The 14,440-nt window shown below is 52.6% G+C and carries 10 protein-coding genes; all 10 read right to left on the bottom strand.

What is annotated here, in order from left to right:
- Positions 1 to 5: 5 nt before the first annotated feature.
- Positions 6 to 692: a TIGR04283 family arsenosugar biosynthesis glycosyltransferase gene (locus EBAPG3_RS03110; protein WP_004175765.1), complete on the bottom strand. Its 687-nt coding sequence runs from the start codon at positions 690 to 692 to the stop codon at positions 6 to 8.
- On the bottom strand, positions 685 to 1,383 hold the full coding sequence (locus tag EBAPG3_RS03105) for a TIGR04282 family arsenosugar biosynthesis glycosyltransferase (RefSeq protein ID WP_051048954.1): 699 nt from the start codon (positions 1,381 to 1,383) through the stop codon (positions 685 to 687). Before EBAPG3_RS03105 ends, EBAPG3_RS03110 begins: the two co-directional genes overlap by 8 nt.
- Positions 1,384 to 2,245: 862 nt before the next feature.
- Positions 2,246 to 4,099: an asparagine synthetase B family protein gene (locus tag EBAPG3_RS03100; protein ID WP_004175773.1), complete on the bottom strand. Its 1,854-nt coding sequence runs from the start codon at positions 4,097 to 4,099 to the stop codon at positions 2,246 to 2,248.
- 140 nt (positions 4,100 to 4,239) lie between these two features.
- Positions 4,240 to 5,475 (bottom strand): pyridoxal-dependent decarboxylase, exosortase A system-associated, encoded by a 1,236-nt coding sequence (locus EBAPG3_RS03095; RefSeq protein ID WP_004175775.1) that lies wholly within the window; start codon positions 5,473 to 5,475, stop codon positions 4,240 to 4,242.
- Positions 5,472 to 7,055: an acyl-CoA ligase (AMP-forming), exosortase A system-associated gene (locus EBAPG3_RS03090; protein WP_004175780.1), complete on the bottom strand. Its 1,584-nt coding sequence runs from the start codon at positions 7,053 to 7,055 to the stop codon at positions 5,472 to 5,474. Before EBAPG3_RS03090 ends, EBAPG3_RS03095 begins: the two co-directional genes overlap by 4 nt.
- A gap of 266 nt (positions 7,056 to 7,321) precedes the next feature.
- Positions 7,322 to 8,674: a PEP-CTERM-box response regulator transcription factor gene (gene prsR / locus EBAPG3_RS03085; RefSeq protein ID WP_004175781.1), complete on the bottom strand. Its 1,353-nt coding sequence runs from the start codon at positions 8,672 to 8,674 to the stop codon at positions 7,322 to 7,324.
- A 211-nt stretch (positions 8,675 to 8,885) separates the two neighbouring features.
- The gene (gene prsK, locus EBAPG3_RS03080; RefSeq protein ID WP_004175783.1) at positions 8,886 to 10,970 is read right to left on the bottom strand and encodes an XrtA/PEP-CTERM system histidine kinase PrsK; all 2,085 of its coding nucleotides are present in this window, start codon (positions 10,968 to 10,970) and stop codon (positions 8,886 to 8,888) included.
- A 22-nt stretch (positions 10,971 to 10,992) separates the two neighbouring features.
- On the bottom strand, positions 10,993 to 12,390 hold the full coding sequence (locus tag EBAPG3_RS03075; RefSeq protein ID WP_040851633.1) for a TIGR03013 family XrtA/PEP-CTERM system glycosyltransferase: 1,398 nt from the start codon (positions 12,388 to 12,390) through the stop codon (positions 10,993 to 10,995).
- A 651-nt stretch (positions 12,391 to 13,041) separates the two neighbouring features.
- On the bottom strand, positions 13,042 to 13,707 hold the full coding sequence (locus EBAPG3_RS03070) for a response regulator transcription factor (protein WP_004175786.1): 666 nt from the start codon (positions 13,705 to 13,707) through the stop codon (positions 13,042 to 13,044).
- A gap of 25 nt (positions 13,708 to 13,732) precedes the next feature.
- Positions 13,733 to 14,218 carry a response regulator gene (locus EBAPG3_RS03065; RefSeq protein WP_151898852.1) on the bottom strand — a complete coding sequence of 162 codons (486 nt, stop codon included), beginning with the start codon at positions 14,216 to 14,218 and terminating at the stop codon, positions 13,733 to 13,735.
- Positions 14,219 to 14,440 lie beyond the last annotated feature (222 nt).

The raw sequence follows: 14,440 nt of genomic DNA, 5'->3' as shown, positions 1-14,440 counted from the left end.
GAAAATCAGGTAGTTGTTGAACGGTAGCGAACCGCAAGCTGGTCAGGCGCGACGCCGCGCGCAAAAGCCAGCGCCAGATTGCGATTTACCCAGGTACGCCGCCACCAGCCATCGCGATGCCAGCGGCGTGGATCGACAAAGAGCGGTTCGCGCAAAGGCAGAAAGCGCCCCAGGCGCCGCAATCCGCGCACCAGGGAGACCTCTTCGAATAAGGGCCAGGGCGAATGGCCGCCAGCGCCAGCATAGGCCTGGCGTGTCATGAACAGCCCCTGGTCCCCGTAGGGAACGCCAAACCGGCAACGCAATGCGATGGCCGGTTCCAGCAGCAACGCTGGCCAGGCGCGAGGAGTATCGAACCGAAATCGGAAATAGCCCCCCACCGCGCCACGCTTGATGGCGAGATCCATTGCCGTCACCGGATCGGGAGGCAAGCGATTGTCAGCATGCAAAAACCATAGTACGTCACCCTGCGCCAGCGCCGCCCCCGCCAGTAATTGGCGCCCGCGGCAAGGCTCCCCCGCCAGCCAGCGTGCTCCGTATTGCTCGCACACTTCGCGGCACGCTTTGTCGTCAGCGCCATCCACCACCACGGCTTCCAGCGGCCGATGCGGCAGGCTCTGCAACTGGTTGAGCAGATCGGCCAGCTTCGCCTCGTCGTGATAGCAGGGAATGATCGCACTAAAGCTAAACATGCCCTGCTTCCCTCGGTTGGCCTTGTTGAACGAGATCACAAGCCAACGCGTGTAATACACGCCGTGCCGGACGTTGATCCATTCTCAGTGCCGTCGCCAATCGAACGAGATCACCGTGTTCGTCCACATCGAAGCCATGCTTAAGAGTAGCGACGGACTGCCCCCCCGCGCGGCAACAATCCGCTAGCGCTGTACCCAGGCGAGCAGTACTCCACGGCAAACCGCCCAGCATCGGCCACTCATGGCGGCTTGCCATCAGCACCACGCCGCCATCTTCCGCCGGCATCAGCACGCTGTCATGGGCAGACAGGGCATTGTTGACCGCGGCGTAATCGACAGGCGTAAGCGCGGGCGCATCACTGCCGATGTAAACCAGCTGTTCGAGTCCCATTCTACGCAGTTCACGATCCAGGCCGTTCAACCGTTGTCCCAGGTTACCCGCTGCTTGTGGCTGTATGCGCACTTTCGGCCGCGACCGCGGTAAAAGCGTATCGGCCCAGGCATGATCCGAGGGATGCGCTGGAGCGATGACTACCGGACCGTCCCAATCGTCCGCGTCCTCCAGTGCACAGGCGAGGAGCGCTTCGGCAATTCGCTCCGCCGCCTCCCTTCCCAGGCTTGCGGCCAGCCGCTGTTTTGCGAGGCCCGATGACGGCCGCTTGCACACGAGCACCAGAGCAATCTCGGTCATGGCGGTTGCCTGTGGATAAAATTGACGTGATAAAACCCCATTGATCGACTGCATGGATCTCTCAGGAAACCTCCATTATCGATTGCATGGTGCATGGTCGGAATCATGGCATGCCTACCGTGAGTCGTCTATTTGGAGATTTTCTTACATCATAGACAGCATTCTTACCTGAAGCACGGAATTTTTTCCTTGCGCCTCGACCTATGCCGATATTCGCAACGGCATAAGCGTAAAACGGCGGTCGCCCCTCACGCGGATGAATTGGAGATGACGTTGACGATCATCCGGAACACACCGAATAAATTCCCGAATTGACGGCGCCCAAGCGGGCGAGAATACGGTGAAATGCCGGACCGGTTCTTGCAGCCGCAGCGACACAACCTGCCTGGCGGAGCTGGTCAGCGATGTGTTGCACAGGTCCGCCCCAAGCCAGGGGGACCTTGCCGGTTTACGCAAGTGGCGGCAGATATCAAGAAAACAGTCTCCAACGTCATGTGATTTCTCTCCAGAAACAATGAGCGGAAGCCAGAATGACTTCCGCTAGCTTCACAGAGTAGAGTAGCGCATTACGCGCCTTCGATCACATAATCCTGGGATATAGTCTGAAGGGGGGTTCTGGCACACTTGCCCTTCAGCCGCGCCTGAAAACTTTTCAGGCATCGGCCGGGGAAACCATATGGCGGATGAAGTGGCGGCAAAATATCCGGCGCAATTGCTGCCGGAAGCAATAGAATCACTCCGGCCGCCCGCTTGCACACACATCACCCAGGATGACAGCAGGCCACCGTACATGCAGCGACAGGACGCCGCATGGCCCAACAAAGAAAAGCGGATAGGATCCCGGGTTGAGGGCAATAAAATGCTACTGTCCGTGAATTCCGTGCTGCCGGTACCACTGCTCCAGCATCATCAAAACCCAAACCATGGTACCGTGATAACCTGCATGCTCATCCAGATGCTGCCCGAGCAGCGTATCGATAAAATCGGCACGTACGATGTTCCGTGACTTGAGGTCGGTCAAGCTATCAGAAGCCAAGGCTTGCAACGGCTTGTGATGTTGGAGCCACACACCGAAAGGCAAGCCGAAGCCATGTTTTTGCTTGGCGATAATCTCTTCCGGCAAAAACCCTCGCAACGCTTCTTTGAAGAAATAACGTAATTTCGTGCCTTTAAGCTTAAGCTGAGGCTCAAGCCGCAAAGAAAAAGCAGTGATCTGGTCGCTGATAAGGGGGAACGCCACGTCCATTCCCGCCAGTTCGCAAGCTTTTGCCACTTTAGGCAAATCATTGTCGGCGAGCGTGAACTTGCGATCAAAAGCAAGCATGCGGTTTATCAGGCTATCAGCATTGTTCTGATGGTAGATTTCATTCAAGAGGCTAGCGGGATAGCCCGCATTGACAGTAGCCAGGAATTCCGGGGTAAAGACTTCTCCATGGCCATAACGCTCCAGCAGGTTATAAGTTTCCGTACGCGCCGGCATCGCAATTGATGCCTGCTCTATGTAACTGCGGGCCTTTCGCACCAGAGGCAAGGCAGCTCCACCGGGCATGCCAAAAACCAGCGGCTCGACCAGCCCCTTGCGCATCATTGAAGGCACTTGCTCATAAAGGGAAAAAAGATGTTGTTTGGCGTAACGCACGTTGCCGCCGAACAACTCATCTCCACCGTCACCACCCAGCATCCGGCTCAGGCCATCTTCCTTAGCCATGCGTGCGCAATAAAAGGCAGGTATGGCGGAAGAGTTACCGAAGGGTTGATCGAAAATCGCTGCGATCTGCGGAATAGCGGTCACAATATCATCGGGAGTGACGTAGTACTCTTTATGCCGGGTGGAAAAATGCCGGGCCGCAATACGCGCATATTCCATTTCGTCATAACCTGAGGCATCGAAACCAATGGAGTAAGTTCGGGCCGGCTGGCCACTTACCTCTCCCAATATACCGGCGATTGTCGAACTGTCGGTTCCACCGCTCAGAAAAGCCCCGACTTCCTCTTTCCCAATCGCCTCAAGCACACTTGAGCGCAATACATCCATAAAATCCTGCTTAAGTTCCTTGAAGGGTCGCTTCTCGTCCTCAAGGAATCGCATTTCCCAGTATTTATGAGTCTCTACGCTCCCCTTCCGGTAGATCAGGTATTCGCCGGGCAGAAGACGCTTTTGTTCCAGATAAATCGTGCCGGGAGCGGGCACCATGTGAAAATAAACATAATTATAGATGCCTTGCGGGGAAATCGCGGATTTCACTTGCGGATGCAAAATGATGGCATCCGCCGATGAGCCAAACACCAGGCATCCGCCTGAAATCTGGAAGGAAAGCGGGTGGATACCCATACGGTCTATAGCTAAAAGGGCCACATTTTCCCTTTCATGCAGGATACAAAGGGAAAATGCCCCTGTGAGACTTTCTAAGACTTTCTCTCCTCTTTCCAGCCAGCTGTCAGCCAAGGTTTTTGCCATGCCATCGGTGCGCGCAAGCTGGGCCAGGCGAGGATCGCTAAGGCCGGCTCGTCCCCACAGTGCCACGAGCAGCCCTTCCTTCTGGTAAACCTGCGCACCATCACCGGTTGCCGCAACCGCCAAGCCGCTGTTCACCGCAGCCAGTGTTCGAGCCTCGCCGCCATCGAAGCGGGTAAGCGGTCCAGCCATTCGCTGAACAAGCTGCAAGTTCTCATTAACTGTGGTGCCGTAGCCTATCCAGCCACACAACCCGCTCAAAATGGCCCCCTCATTTTCTTCAGCATTACCGTTCCATTATTTTTGGTTAATGATTATTTGATGCCCCACTTGCAGCCACGGCATACAACATGCATTATCTTCCAGATAGGTAAACATTTTATTACTGACAGTCTAGCAGTCTAGACCAACACTTCAACGGGTGCGGGATGGCTGAGAAATGCGGTAGGGCTTGCGGTCAGACCGTAGGCACCTGATTGAAAGACGACCACCAAGTCTCCAATCTCGGTTCTGGACATTTCCATCCTGTCCGCCAATAAATCCAGCGGGGTGCAGAGAGGACCCACCACCGAGACAATTTCACGGTCATTACCATGCACCTTGTTGCCGACCACGACCGGGTAATTTTTGCGGATGACCTGGCCAAAATTTCCCGAGGCGGCAAGATGATGATGCAGACCCCCATCTGTTACCAGGAATACTTGTCCTCTCGACTCCTTCCGCTCCAGCACGCGGCACACATAGATTCCGGCCTCCGCCACCAGATATCGCCCCAATTCGATTACCATGCATGCATCGGGAAGCTGCCGTTTTACTTCAGGTAGCAGACGCCGCAGGTTCTTGCCCACCGCTGCGACATCCAAAGCCTCGTCGCCCGGAAAATAAGGAATACCAAAGCCGCCGCCGATGTTCAGCATGCGAACCGGCCCGGGCGCATGCTGAGCAAGAGAAATGCCGAGCTGAAAGGTTTTTTCATGAGCCTCCTGGAGGGCCTCCGCCTTCAGATTTTGCGAACCGCTGAAGATGTGAAATCCTTCGAAATCAAGTTCGAGTTGACCGATACGGGCAAGCATGGCGGGGACGCGCTCCGCATCCACGCCAAACTGCTTCGGTCCACCCCCCATTTTCATGCTGGAGGACTTGAGCTCGAAATCAGGATTGACGCGAACCGCCACTTTTGGACGGATACCAAGGTGAGCACCCAGGCTGGCGATACGCTCCATTTCCTGCTCGGATTCCATATTCAGGACGATGCCTGCGGCAATCGCGCAAGAGAGCTCGTCTTCGCCCTTTCCCGGTCCCGCAAAACTGATCAGATGCGGTGGCATGGGCGTATCAAGCGCCACCCTCATCTCGCCTGCCGATGCCACGTCAATTCCATCCACCAGGCTGGCCATGTGCTGTACGATTGCGGACATGGGATTTGCCTTCATGGCATAGTGGAGGTGGATCTCGGCAGGCAGATGCTGGCGCAGGAAAGCAACCCGTTCGGTGATCTGCTGCCGGTCATACGCATAGAAAGGTGTTCTGCCGACGCGTTGCGCCAGACGTGTAAGGGACATGCCACCAATCTGGAGGCAGTCGCCATGAATTGGAAACTGCGTCACAGGAGCATGCTTGGGACGGGGACTACTCATGTGCCGTGTTCCATAAAAGCATTTTGCAGCGTCTGGGCGAGCAGTTTACGGTCTATCTTGCCGTTGGGATTGCGCGGCAAATTACCTTCCCTGGATTCGATCCGGCTGGGCAGCATGAAAGCCGGAAGATGAAGCTTGCAGGCAGCCAGCAATGCGTCGTGGTCCAGCGTCGCATCGTTCCGCGACGTGACGACCAGAACGATAGCCTGACCCAGTATCGGGTGAGGTATTCCAATGGCGGCAGCTTCTCCCACGAGTTCCGTGGCGTAGATCACTTCTTCCACTTCGGTGGGGCTGACACGATAACCCGATGTCTTGATCATTTCATCACGGCGACCAATGAAATAAAGGAAGCCTTCTTCATCCATGCGCACCGTATCTCCCGACCATACCGCCAATTCCGGAATAGTCAGCCCGGACTGACGGGAAGGGACAGGTTTAAAACGCTCGGCGGTCTTTTCCCGGTCATTCCAGTATCCCATGGAAACCAGGGCTCCACGATGCACCAGCTCCCCCGGCTCACCAGCAGCGCACAGCGACCCATCTTCGCGTAGCACCAGCACTTCGGCATTGGGGATGGCCTTACCGATGGAGTCGGGACGCCTATCCACTTCCTCGGGAGACAGAAAGGTCGAACGGAACGCCTCGGTGAGGCCATACATCAGGAATACCTGGGTATTGGGAGCTTTGCTGCGCAGTAAATCGAGAGTTGCTCGCGGCATTGCTCCGCCTGAATTTGTAATGTAGCGTAGTAAAATGTGCGATGGCCAATTCAACTGGGCCAGTTGAATCCACAATGGGGGCACTGCGGCCAGACCCGTGATGCGCTCCCTCTCGACAATCTCGATGATATCTCGCGGTAACAGATAGTTCATCAGAACACTCGTCGCACACGCATGAAAAGCGGTAGTCAGCTGACTCAGCCCATAGTCAAAACTCAGCGGCAGTACCGATAGAATCCGGTCATCGGGATCATTTTTCAGGTATTGGGCAACACTCGCAGCACCGGCTACCAGATTACGGTGGGAAAGGACCACACCCTTTGGCTTGCCGGTACTGCCGGAAGTATAAAGAATCGCTGCCATATCGCTATCGATACCGTGATGCGCCTTGCCATGCCCGGCGGCAAGGGCGTCATCCCAGGATATGATATTCAAGCCGACGATAACCGGCGCAATCGCCCCCGGGTTGACCACTATCACGGTATGCAGATCATGGCACTGCGATAGAACCGCAGCAAGCAGTCTCAGCCGGTCGGCTGAAGTGATCAGGATTCTTACATTGCAGTCGCGCAGGATATACGCCACCTGTTCCGGCTTGAGAAGAGGGTTCACAGGTACGAAAACACCTCCAGCGGCCGTAGCGCCGAACAGTGCGGCAACTGTTTCCGGGCGTTTCTCGAGATAAACCGCGACGCGTTCCCCTCGATCAAGTCCCAAAGCGAGCATCGCCTTCCCAGCCGAGTCGATGGCCTTGGCCAGCACCGCGTAGCCTATCCGCTCATCTCGATAAACCAGCGCCTCCCTGTCAGGAAAAAGATCCGCGGACTTGAAAATGAGCTTATGAACAAGATCTGCCATTGAGAAAACCCGTCTATCAAATAGTGATGAGGAACAAACTATCCTAAAATCCGGTAGGGTGGATGTGCGATTTTCGGGTGTGGGACAAGGCGTTGCGAATAAACTCGCCATGTGCCGCAAAAATCTTGCAATCTGCCCTGTAGCGACTCACCATAAGGGTGAAGATCAAGTGGTGCAATCTGTATATCATAGCGCTGAGCTTGACAAATAAGTGAAAATTGAACAGTCAATTGCCAGATTCAGGATCATTGATCAGGGGAATTTGCTTACTTTAACCCGTAGCGGTTCATTAGATCATAAATGGTGGGACGGCTGACGCCCAATAGTTCCGCTGCCTTGACAACATTGCCATCCACTCTTGCCAGCGCTTTCATCAAGGCATCACATTCCGCCTTTTCACGGATCTGGCGAAGATTGATGGGTTCCACCGGAGCGATTGAAGCCTGCAACCCGAGATCTTCCGCGCTGATCATGGGGCCATCGGCCATGATAACGGCACGCTTGATGCAGTTCTCCATTTCCCGGACATTACCCGGCCACGGATGGCCTTCAATCGCGGCAAGCGCCTCCTGGCTGAAATTCAATGAGGGGCGTTTTTCCTGAACAGAGAATTTATTCTTGAAGTGATGCGCCAGCAGCGCGGCGTCACCCGCTCGCTCGCGCAGAGGAGGAATGGTAATGACGATTTCGCTCAGGCGATAGTAAAGGTCCTCGCGAAAACGTCCTTCCTCTATCAATTTCTTCAGATTCTGGTGCGTTGCACATACGATGCGCACATCCACCGGAATCTCTTTACGTCCGCCAACCCTTTCGATCACCCTCTCCTGCAAGAAACGAAGAAGTTTTGCCTGGAGCGGCATGGGCAAATCACCTACCTCATCAAGAAAGAAAGTGCCCTCGTTGGCGAGCTCGATCTTACCCAGCGTCTGCTTGGCTGCACCCGTATAAGCGCCTTTTTCATAGCCGAATAATTCGCTTTCTAAAAGTGTTTCGGGGATCGCCGCGCAATTAATTGCCATGAAGCGTTTCCCCTGCCTGGCACTCGAGTGGTGGAGAGCTCTTGCCAGAATTTCCTTTCCCGTTCCACTCTCACCCAGCAGGATCGCCGTGGCGTCCGATGAAGCCACCTTCTCCACACTGCGGCATACTTTAATCATCCCCGGATCGCGGGTGATAATGCCGGTTATGGGTAAATTTGTCTGGGTCTGCAATAATCTTCGATTCTCCTGCTGCAACGCGTACAGATAGAAAGCTCTTTCGATTACTAGGCCGAGCATCTCGGGATCGAAAGGTTTTTGATGAAAATCGTAAGCGCCCATGCCAATCGCTTTTAAAGCATTCCCATGATCCTGATTACCCGTAAGAACAATCAACTTGGTATCCGGCGCGAGCTCAAGTATCTGTTTTAGCGTGGCCAACCCTTCGGAAGCTCCATCCGGGTCCGGGGGAAGTCCCAAATCCATGGTGACGACCGCGGGTTCATGCCGTCGAACCAGGGCGAGCGCACTTTCGCGATCCCCCGCCACCAATACCTCATAGTTATCAAAGCTCCAGCGGAGTTGTTTCTGTAAACCGGGATCGTCCTCGATCACCAGCAGACTCTTTTTATCCTGATTCACTTACGCCTCTCATTCGTTCATTTTGGGACTTCTATATGCCTGAACTCAATCTTGCCATAATTCCAGAGCGCCTATCCGCAGAGAAACCGGGGAATACCATCGCTTTTCGGAAATTGGCTCAGCCACGGAAAAGCTCGCCTTTTGTTGCCATCGGAAGCTGTCTTAATACCGAGCTTCAACTTAAAAACTGGAAATCGAATAAAAATTGACTTTACGTAATGACTTCAGCAGCACTGCCGCTTTGATGAAGGGGCAGAATTACACGGAAAATGGTGCCCCCCGATTCACTGCTGACAACTTCAAGTTCTCCTCCCAGTTCAGATACATATTCCTTACTTTCAAACACCCCTATACCCATGCCTGCTGACTTGGTCGTTTCGAAAGGCTTGAAAAGCTTCTCACGGATGAAGTCTTCGCTCATGCCATGCCCTGTGTCTTTTATTTCAACGATAGCCAAACCTTTTTCTCCTCTTAGCTGAACCCGGACCTCGCCGTCTCGCGGGGTAGCCTCAATGGCGTTCTGTATGAGATGCCCTATGACTCGCTCGAGACGCGACGAGTTGGCATACACCGCGAGGCTGGAATCCAGTATTTCGAGAATTGGCTTGGGTTCGGCAATGGATTTACTCTTTGTCGCCTCTTGCAGTAACCCGGCAATGAATAGGGGAGCGGCTTTTTCCGAAGAATCGCCACTGCTTAATTTCTCCAGAAGGCGCTTCATTTTCTGAACAGATAAATATACCGTTTCGATCATGTCCTTTTGAAATTCCGGATTCCTTTTATGTTTCTCGGCATTGGAAAGCAAAAGCGATAACTGGGAAACCAGATTCTTCAGGTCATGCACTACAAAAGTTGACATGCGATTAAAAGATTCAAACTGTCGCGCCACCAGCAACGCATTGGCCGCCTCATCTTGCGCAAGGTAACTTGCTGCCTGGTTACCGGCAACCTTGAGCAGGTCGCTCACTTCCCAGTTCAGCTTTACGCTACTTCTGGGTTCCGCCAGCACGATAAAGCCAAATAATTTTCGCTGTTGAATCAGCGGCACTACCAGCCATGCTTTGGGAATTGTCTGTAACCATTGAGGCAAAGTGATTGCCGAATACTTTTCCGGATTAGTCGCATATTCCCGCAACTCGATGACCCACTCTTTATACTCCAGAAACTTGCAGAAGGAACTGTCAATGGGCTCGAATCCGCTCGCCATGGGCATATTCCAATGAGCCGCAGGCTCACAATTGCCGGATTCCCGGCTGATCCATAAACCACCACCAGGACTTTCCACCAGTTGGGCCAGGGCCTGGATTACGCGTTCACCCAGCGCATGCTCGCCCATTGAAAGCGTACGCGTGAAATGTAGCCATTCCTCTCGATAGTCGTAGTTATAGCTGAAAAAATGCTTGCTGATGGAGACTCTCAGCCAGGAGCGTAAGGTACCGGAGAACAGCACGAGCAATAGCAGTACCACGGCACCAAACAAGAAAGTGACCTGCATGACCGTGCCCCAGCTTCCGCCAAAAAAACGGAGGTAATAACCGGCTGCGGCCATCGCCAGTAAGTACATGGCGGCGCCGAACAGCGCCGCCGAATAGAACAGGATACGACGCGATACCGTGATACCCAACGACCACTGTGGATTTCGCGCTGCAGACACGGCGATAAGCGGAACAACCAATGCATTGACGATGCCCCGCGCGGTCCAGATCTCGGGGTTCACATGTTTGAGCAGCAATGCATCGCTGTACAAATAAAAATCATAGGCAAAAATTCCACCTATTCCGAGGCAGGCGAATTTTATTCCCCATCGCTGCTTTATCGGCGTATTTCTATAAAGCTGTTCCACCAGGATCATGCCAACGATTGCCATTGCTACACTTCCAACAATGCTACTTTTAAAATCAAAGGCTTGATGCTGCAAAAAGTCGGACCCTCCATGAGCGTAGAGAGCCACGGCAAGGCACGCCAGGTAAAGCACAACGATAATCGCTACGGCGGGTCTCATCCTTGTGATTGAGGAGAGTTCCACCTGCCGGTAGGGTCCCACCAGCAATACTATTAGAAAAGCAGACCAACCCGCATTTCTGAGGATCTCCATGACATCCGTCAGGAGTGAAAGAGTAGGGAGCTGGTTGGCCTGATAAGCAAGCGTTGCCGCCCAAAGAGCGGAAAACAGGCATGCGACGGGCAATATGATGCTGTGTAACCGGCCCCGCCAGCGGGTTAGCAAAAGCACGGCCAGAAAAAGATACGCCGCGGCGGACATTGTGTAACTGGCTGTCGCGATACTGGTCAGCATGGCGTAATGCTGTCTCCGGGAATCATCTCCCGCCTTTGCCGAGAACAACAACTTCGATGGTGTCTATCAAGATGATGACATCAAGGAACAAACTGTGATTCTTCACATAGTACAGATCATACTGAAGTTTCTCGATGGCATCTTCCAACGAAGCGCCATAGCCATAGCGAACTTGAGCCCATCCGGTTATCCCTGGCTTTATGCTGTGCCTTACATTGTAATAAGGAACTTCCGTGCAGAGCTGATTCACAAAATAGGGTCTTTCCGGACGAGGGCCGACAAAACTCATTTCACCATTCAAAACATTGAATATCTGGGGAAGCTCATCAATTCTCAGTTTGCGGATAATCCTGCCCACCCGGGTCGTTCGAGGATCGTCCGCAGCCGCCCATTGGGGTTTTCCACCCTTCTCCGCGTCATCTCTCATACTGCGAAACTTCAGAACCATGAAAGTTCTTCCCCCTTTTCCGACTCGCTCCTGCCGGTAAAAAATAGGAGCGCCATCCTCAATAAGAATGCAGAGGGCAGTAATAATCATTACAGGGAATGTGATAACCAGAAGAATGCCGCTTGCGATCAGATCGAAAGCTCGCTTGATGCCCGACCTCAAAAGGCTTTGATCGAACCCTCCTCCAAAAACCAGCCAGCTCGGATAAAGGGAATTTACTCGAATCTGGCCGAGTTCTCGCTCGAAAAAGGCAGCCGAATCTGTCACTTTAATCCCGTTCAACTTGCATTCCAGCAGATCCTGTATAGGAAAGCAGCCGCCACGCCGTTCCTGAATCGCGATAATGATTTCCCTCGCGCCATATCGGTTTACCAGGGATATCAAAGACTCAACCTTCGGCAAGACCGCGGAGGATGGCACCCGAAGATCTTCATCCGGCAGCGGAATGAAACCAATGATCTTGAATCCCCTGCGGTGAGGATCTTTTTTGATCTGATCGATAAACTCCTTTGCCTTGTTGCCGATGCCCAGCACGATGGCTCGCGACTCCAGGATTCCCAGGCTGGACCATTTAAGAAAAGCAGCTCGTGTCAGAAGAATCCCGGACAAAGCAAGTACCATCACCAGCCCAAGTACGCCCCGACCGGAATAAAGATCGGGCAGCAGATAAAAAACCAGGGTCATGATTCCAAATCCCAGCAGCATCGATGGCATGAGACGGAATAAGGTGTCCTTGATATCCGGCCGAAAATCCAGTTGATACATTCCCATTGCCGCCATGCTCAGGATCATGACGGAAGTGAAAGTACTGGCCACTGGAAACAAGGAGGAGAGCGAAAAAGGCAGCAATTCGATTTCGCCAAAGAAGCGAAGGCCAGTACCCAGGTAAAACGCCACCATCAGCACAAATACCTCCGCGCTGATAAGCAAGACTGTGGTTCTGGAAATGTAATGATTATAAATACGAAACAATTTTGGCCCTCCTGGTGCCTTGTTGACCATAAGGCACGCTGCCACATTCTCGTGTACTTATTGCCCAGCCGCAATATGAAGCGCGCCCGGCGCTTGACCCGCTGGCAGGCACATGCGTAAGATTCAGTTCCGCGAATTACGCAAAAGAGTGATTAATGCCTGCTCTGCTTATATAACCCACGCAGATTTTTTCTCGGAAGAAATTGTTTAACGCGTCACCCATAATCGCTTAAGCAACCAGGTGGATAAGCTGTCGCAATGATCATCTGGCGCCCCCAATTGTGCATTTTCAAGACTGCGTCAACTACGATATGCAGAACCCCTGATCCCGGGATAAGCCATCCATATACATACTCATACTGAATGACCCTTTGGAGCGGTCTTCTTTGCGTCAAACTATATTCGCATCATATCAATTTCGCCCGCAAGAACAATTGGACTTTAGTACGCCAATCGAGGAGCGGATAAATCGAGAATTTCGGGAATCCTCAATTTTTTCCAAGCCGGATCAACCCAGCAATGATCTAGGGTGGGGTGAGACCAAAATACGATTCGCCGGGCAGCGAGAAAAAAGAAGCAATTTAAAATGAAGAGGTTTCAGGTATTTGAATCACCGGATATTTAAGTATGGCCAAAAATGCAAAACTCATATCAGTGTCCTATGCTTGACGAATCCCGTGGGGGCATGGAGCCCTTTACTATTAACGCCAGCTTGAGCCGATCAGCGACGTCCAGCTTACGAAAAACTTCGGTCAAATGCGCCTTCACTGTCCGTTCGGTAATATCCAGCCTTCGTGCAATTTGTTTGTTGGATTCGCCATCGCCGACAAGCGTGGCAATTTCATATTCACGCCGCGTAAGATTTGCAAGCAAATCACTGACGGCTTGCTTAATTTTATTCTTCTCCTGCGTAATCATCACCAGCTCGTTCAGCAGATGCCAGCTGAGTGTTCGCCTAATCCACAATTCACCTTGCTGAACAGCTTCAACAACGCTTTTGAGCTGCTCCGGCTCAATATCATCTCTGCAACAACCCCTTATACCCGTCCTGAATAACCCCCATTCGATCTCATCAGAAATGGCATGGCTCATGACAATCACCTTGGTTTCCGGATTCAATTTCATCAGGCCCGAAATCCCGATCGGCCCATCCAGCTTGGGTAACTCATGATCAAGCAGGAGAACTTGCGGCTTTATTCGTACCAATTCGCTTCTGACCGAATCCAGATTGGTTGAGCAAAAAACAGGAGCAAGACTGCGTACGCCCTGCTCCCAGCGGAATAGGTCATCCTGAGATGAACTCGCTAGCAAGATCAAGTATGTCTCCCATCGATATTCATGGTTAGTGCAGCACCTTGTCCATGATTTTTCCAAGCATTTTGCGTGTCACCCAGATCTCGCCTTGATCCACTACACGCACAGCCTTTAAGAAGTAAAACGGATCTGCTTCATGGTTCAAACAACCGCGCGCACCATTCGCCAGCGCCTGTAGAATCTGCTCATCCTGGGCCGATTTATCGGTTAATAGCACTACCAGCGTCTCAGGACATTCGCGTTGCAAGGCCCCTAACAGGGCGAAGTCCCCTCCGGTGGACTGATCGAAATTGATAAAAAGAATACGGGGGTTGAGCTGGCGGATCCTTGCAACCACTTCTTCAACCGATGTCATGTCTGCATGGGATTCAAGCTGGTGGCCAACGGACGCGTTGCTTCCTTCCGGTATAACATTTGTTAGCAATTTGATGCCTTGCCCGCCTTGCAGGGATTGTTCCAGCTTTGCGCGTCTTCCCGGATTCGTATCGGCAATTGCCACAGTAACCGTTTGCATGGTTTCTCCCTCCCGCTCATTCATCGTTATCAAAGGCAGTTAAGCCGGTCCCATTTTTTAACGTAGTCAATCTTTAGTAATTTTTGTCGCAAATCAAAGACCGCCTTTAACGCTTTCGAGAATGATATCGTACATTATGCTTGAGATTCTGATAACCAGCGAATCGAGGCTACACCGGTCAAATTTATAAAAAAGCGTTCCTTCCGTATTTAACCCGGGTGT

The sequence above is a fragment of the Nitrosospira lacus genome (assembly GCF_000355765.4).
Taxonomy (GTDB): Bacteria; Pseudomonadota; Gammaproteobacteria; order Burkholderiales; family Nitrosomonadaceae; genus Nitrosospira; species Nitrosospira lacus.
This window is presented reverse-complemented; position numbering and strand designations above follow the sequence as displayed.

Coding starts and splice junctions, on each gene's coding strand:
- EBAPG3_RS03095 (WP_004175775.1), bottom strand. CDS start 5,475: ATGAGTAGTCCCCGTCCCAAGCATGCTCCTGTGACGCAGTTTCCAATT.
- EBAPG3_RS03105 (WP_051048954.1), bottom strand. CDS start 1,383: ATGACCGAGATTGCTCTGGTGCTCGTGTGCAAGCGGCCGTCATCGGGC.
- EBAPG3_RS03065 (WP_151898852.1), bottom strand. CDS start 14,218: ATGCAAACGGTTACTGTGGCAATTGCCGATACGAATCCGGGAAGACGC.
- EBAPG3_RS03090 (WP_004175780.1), bottom strand. CDS start 7,055: ATGGCAGATCTTGTTCATAAGCTCATTTTCAAGTCCGCGGATCTTTTT.
- EBAPG3_RS03110 (WP_004175765.1), bottom strand. CDS start 692: ATGTTTAGCTTTAGTGCGATCATTCCCTGCTATCACGACGAGGCGAAG.
- prsK (WP_004175783.1), bottom strand. CDS start 10,970: ATGCTGACCAGTATCGCGACAGCCAGTTACACAATGTCCGCCGCGGCG.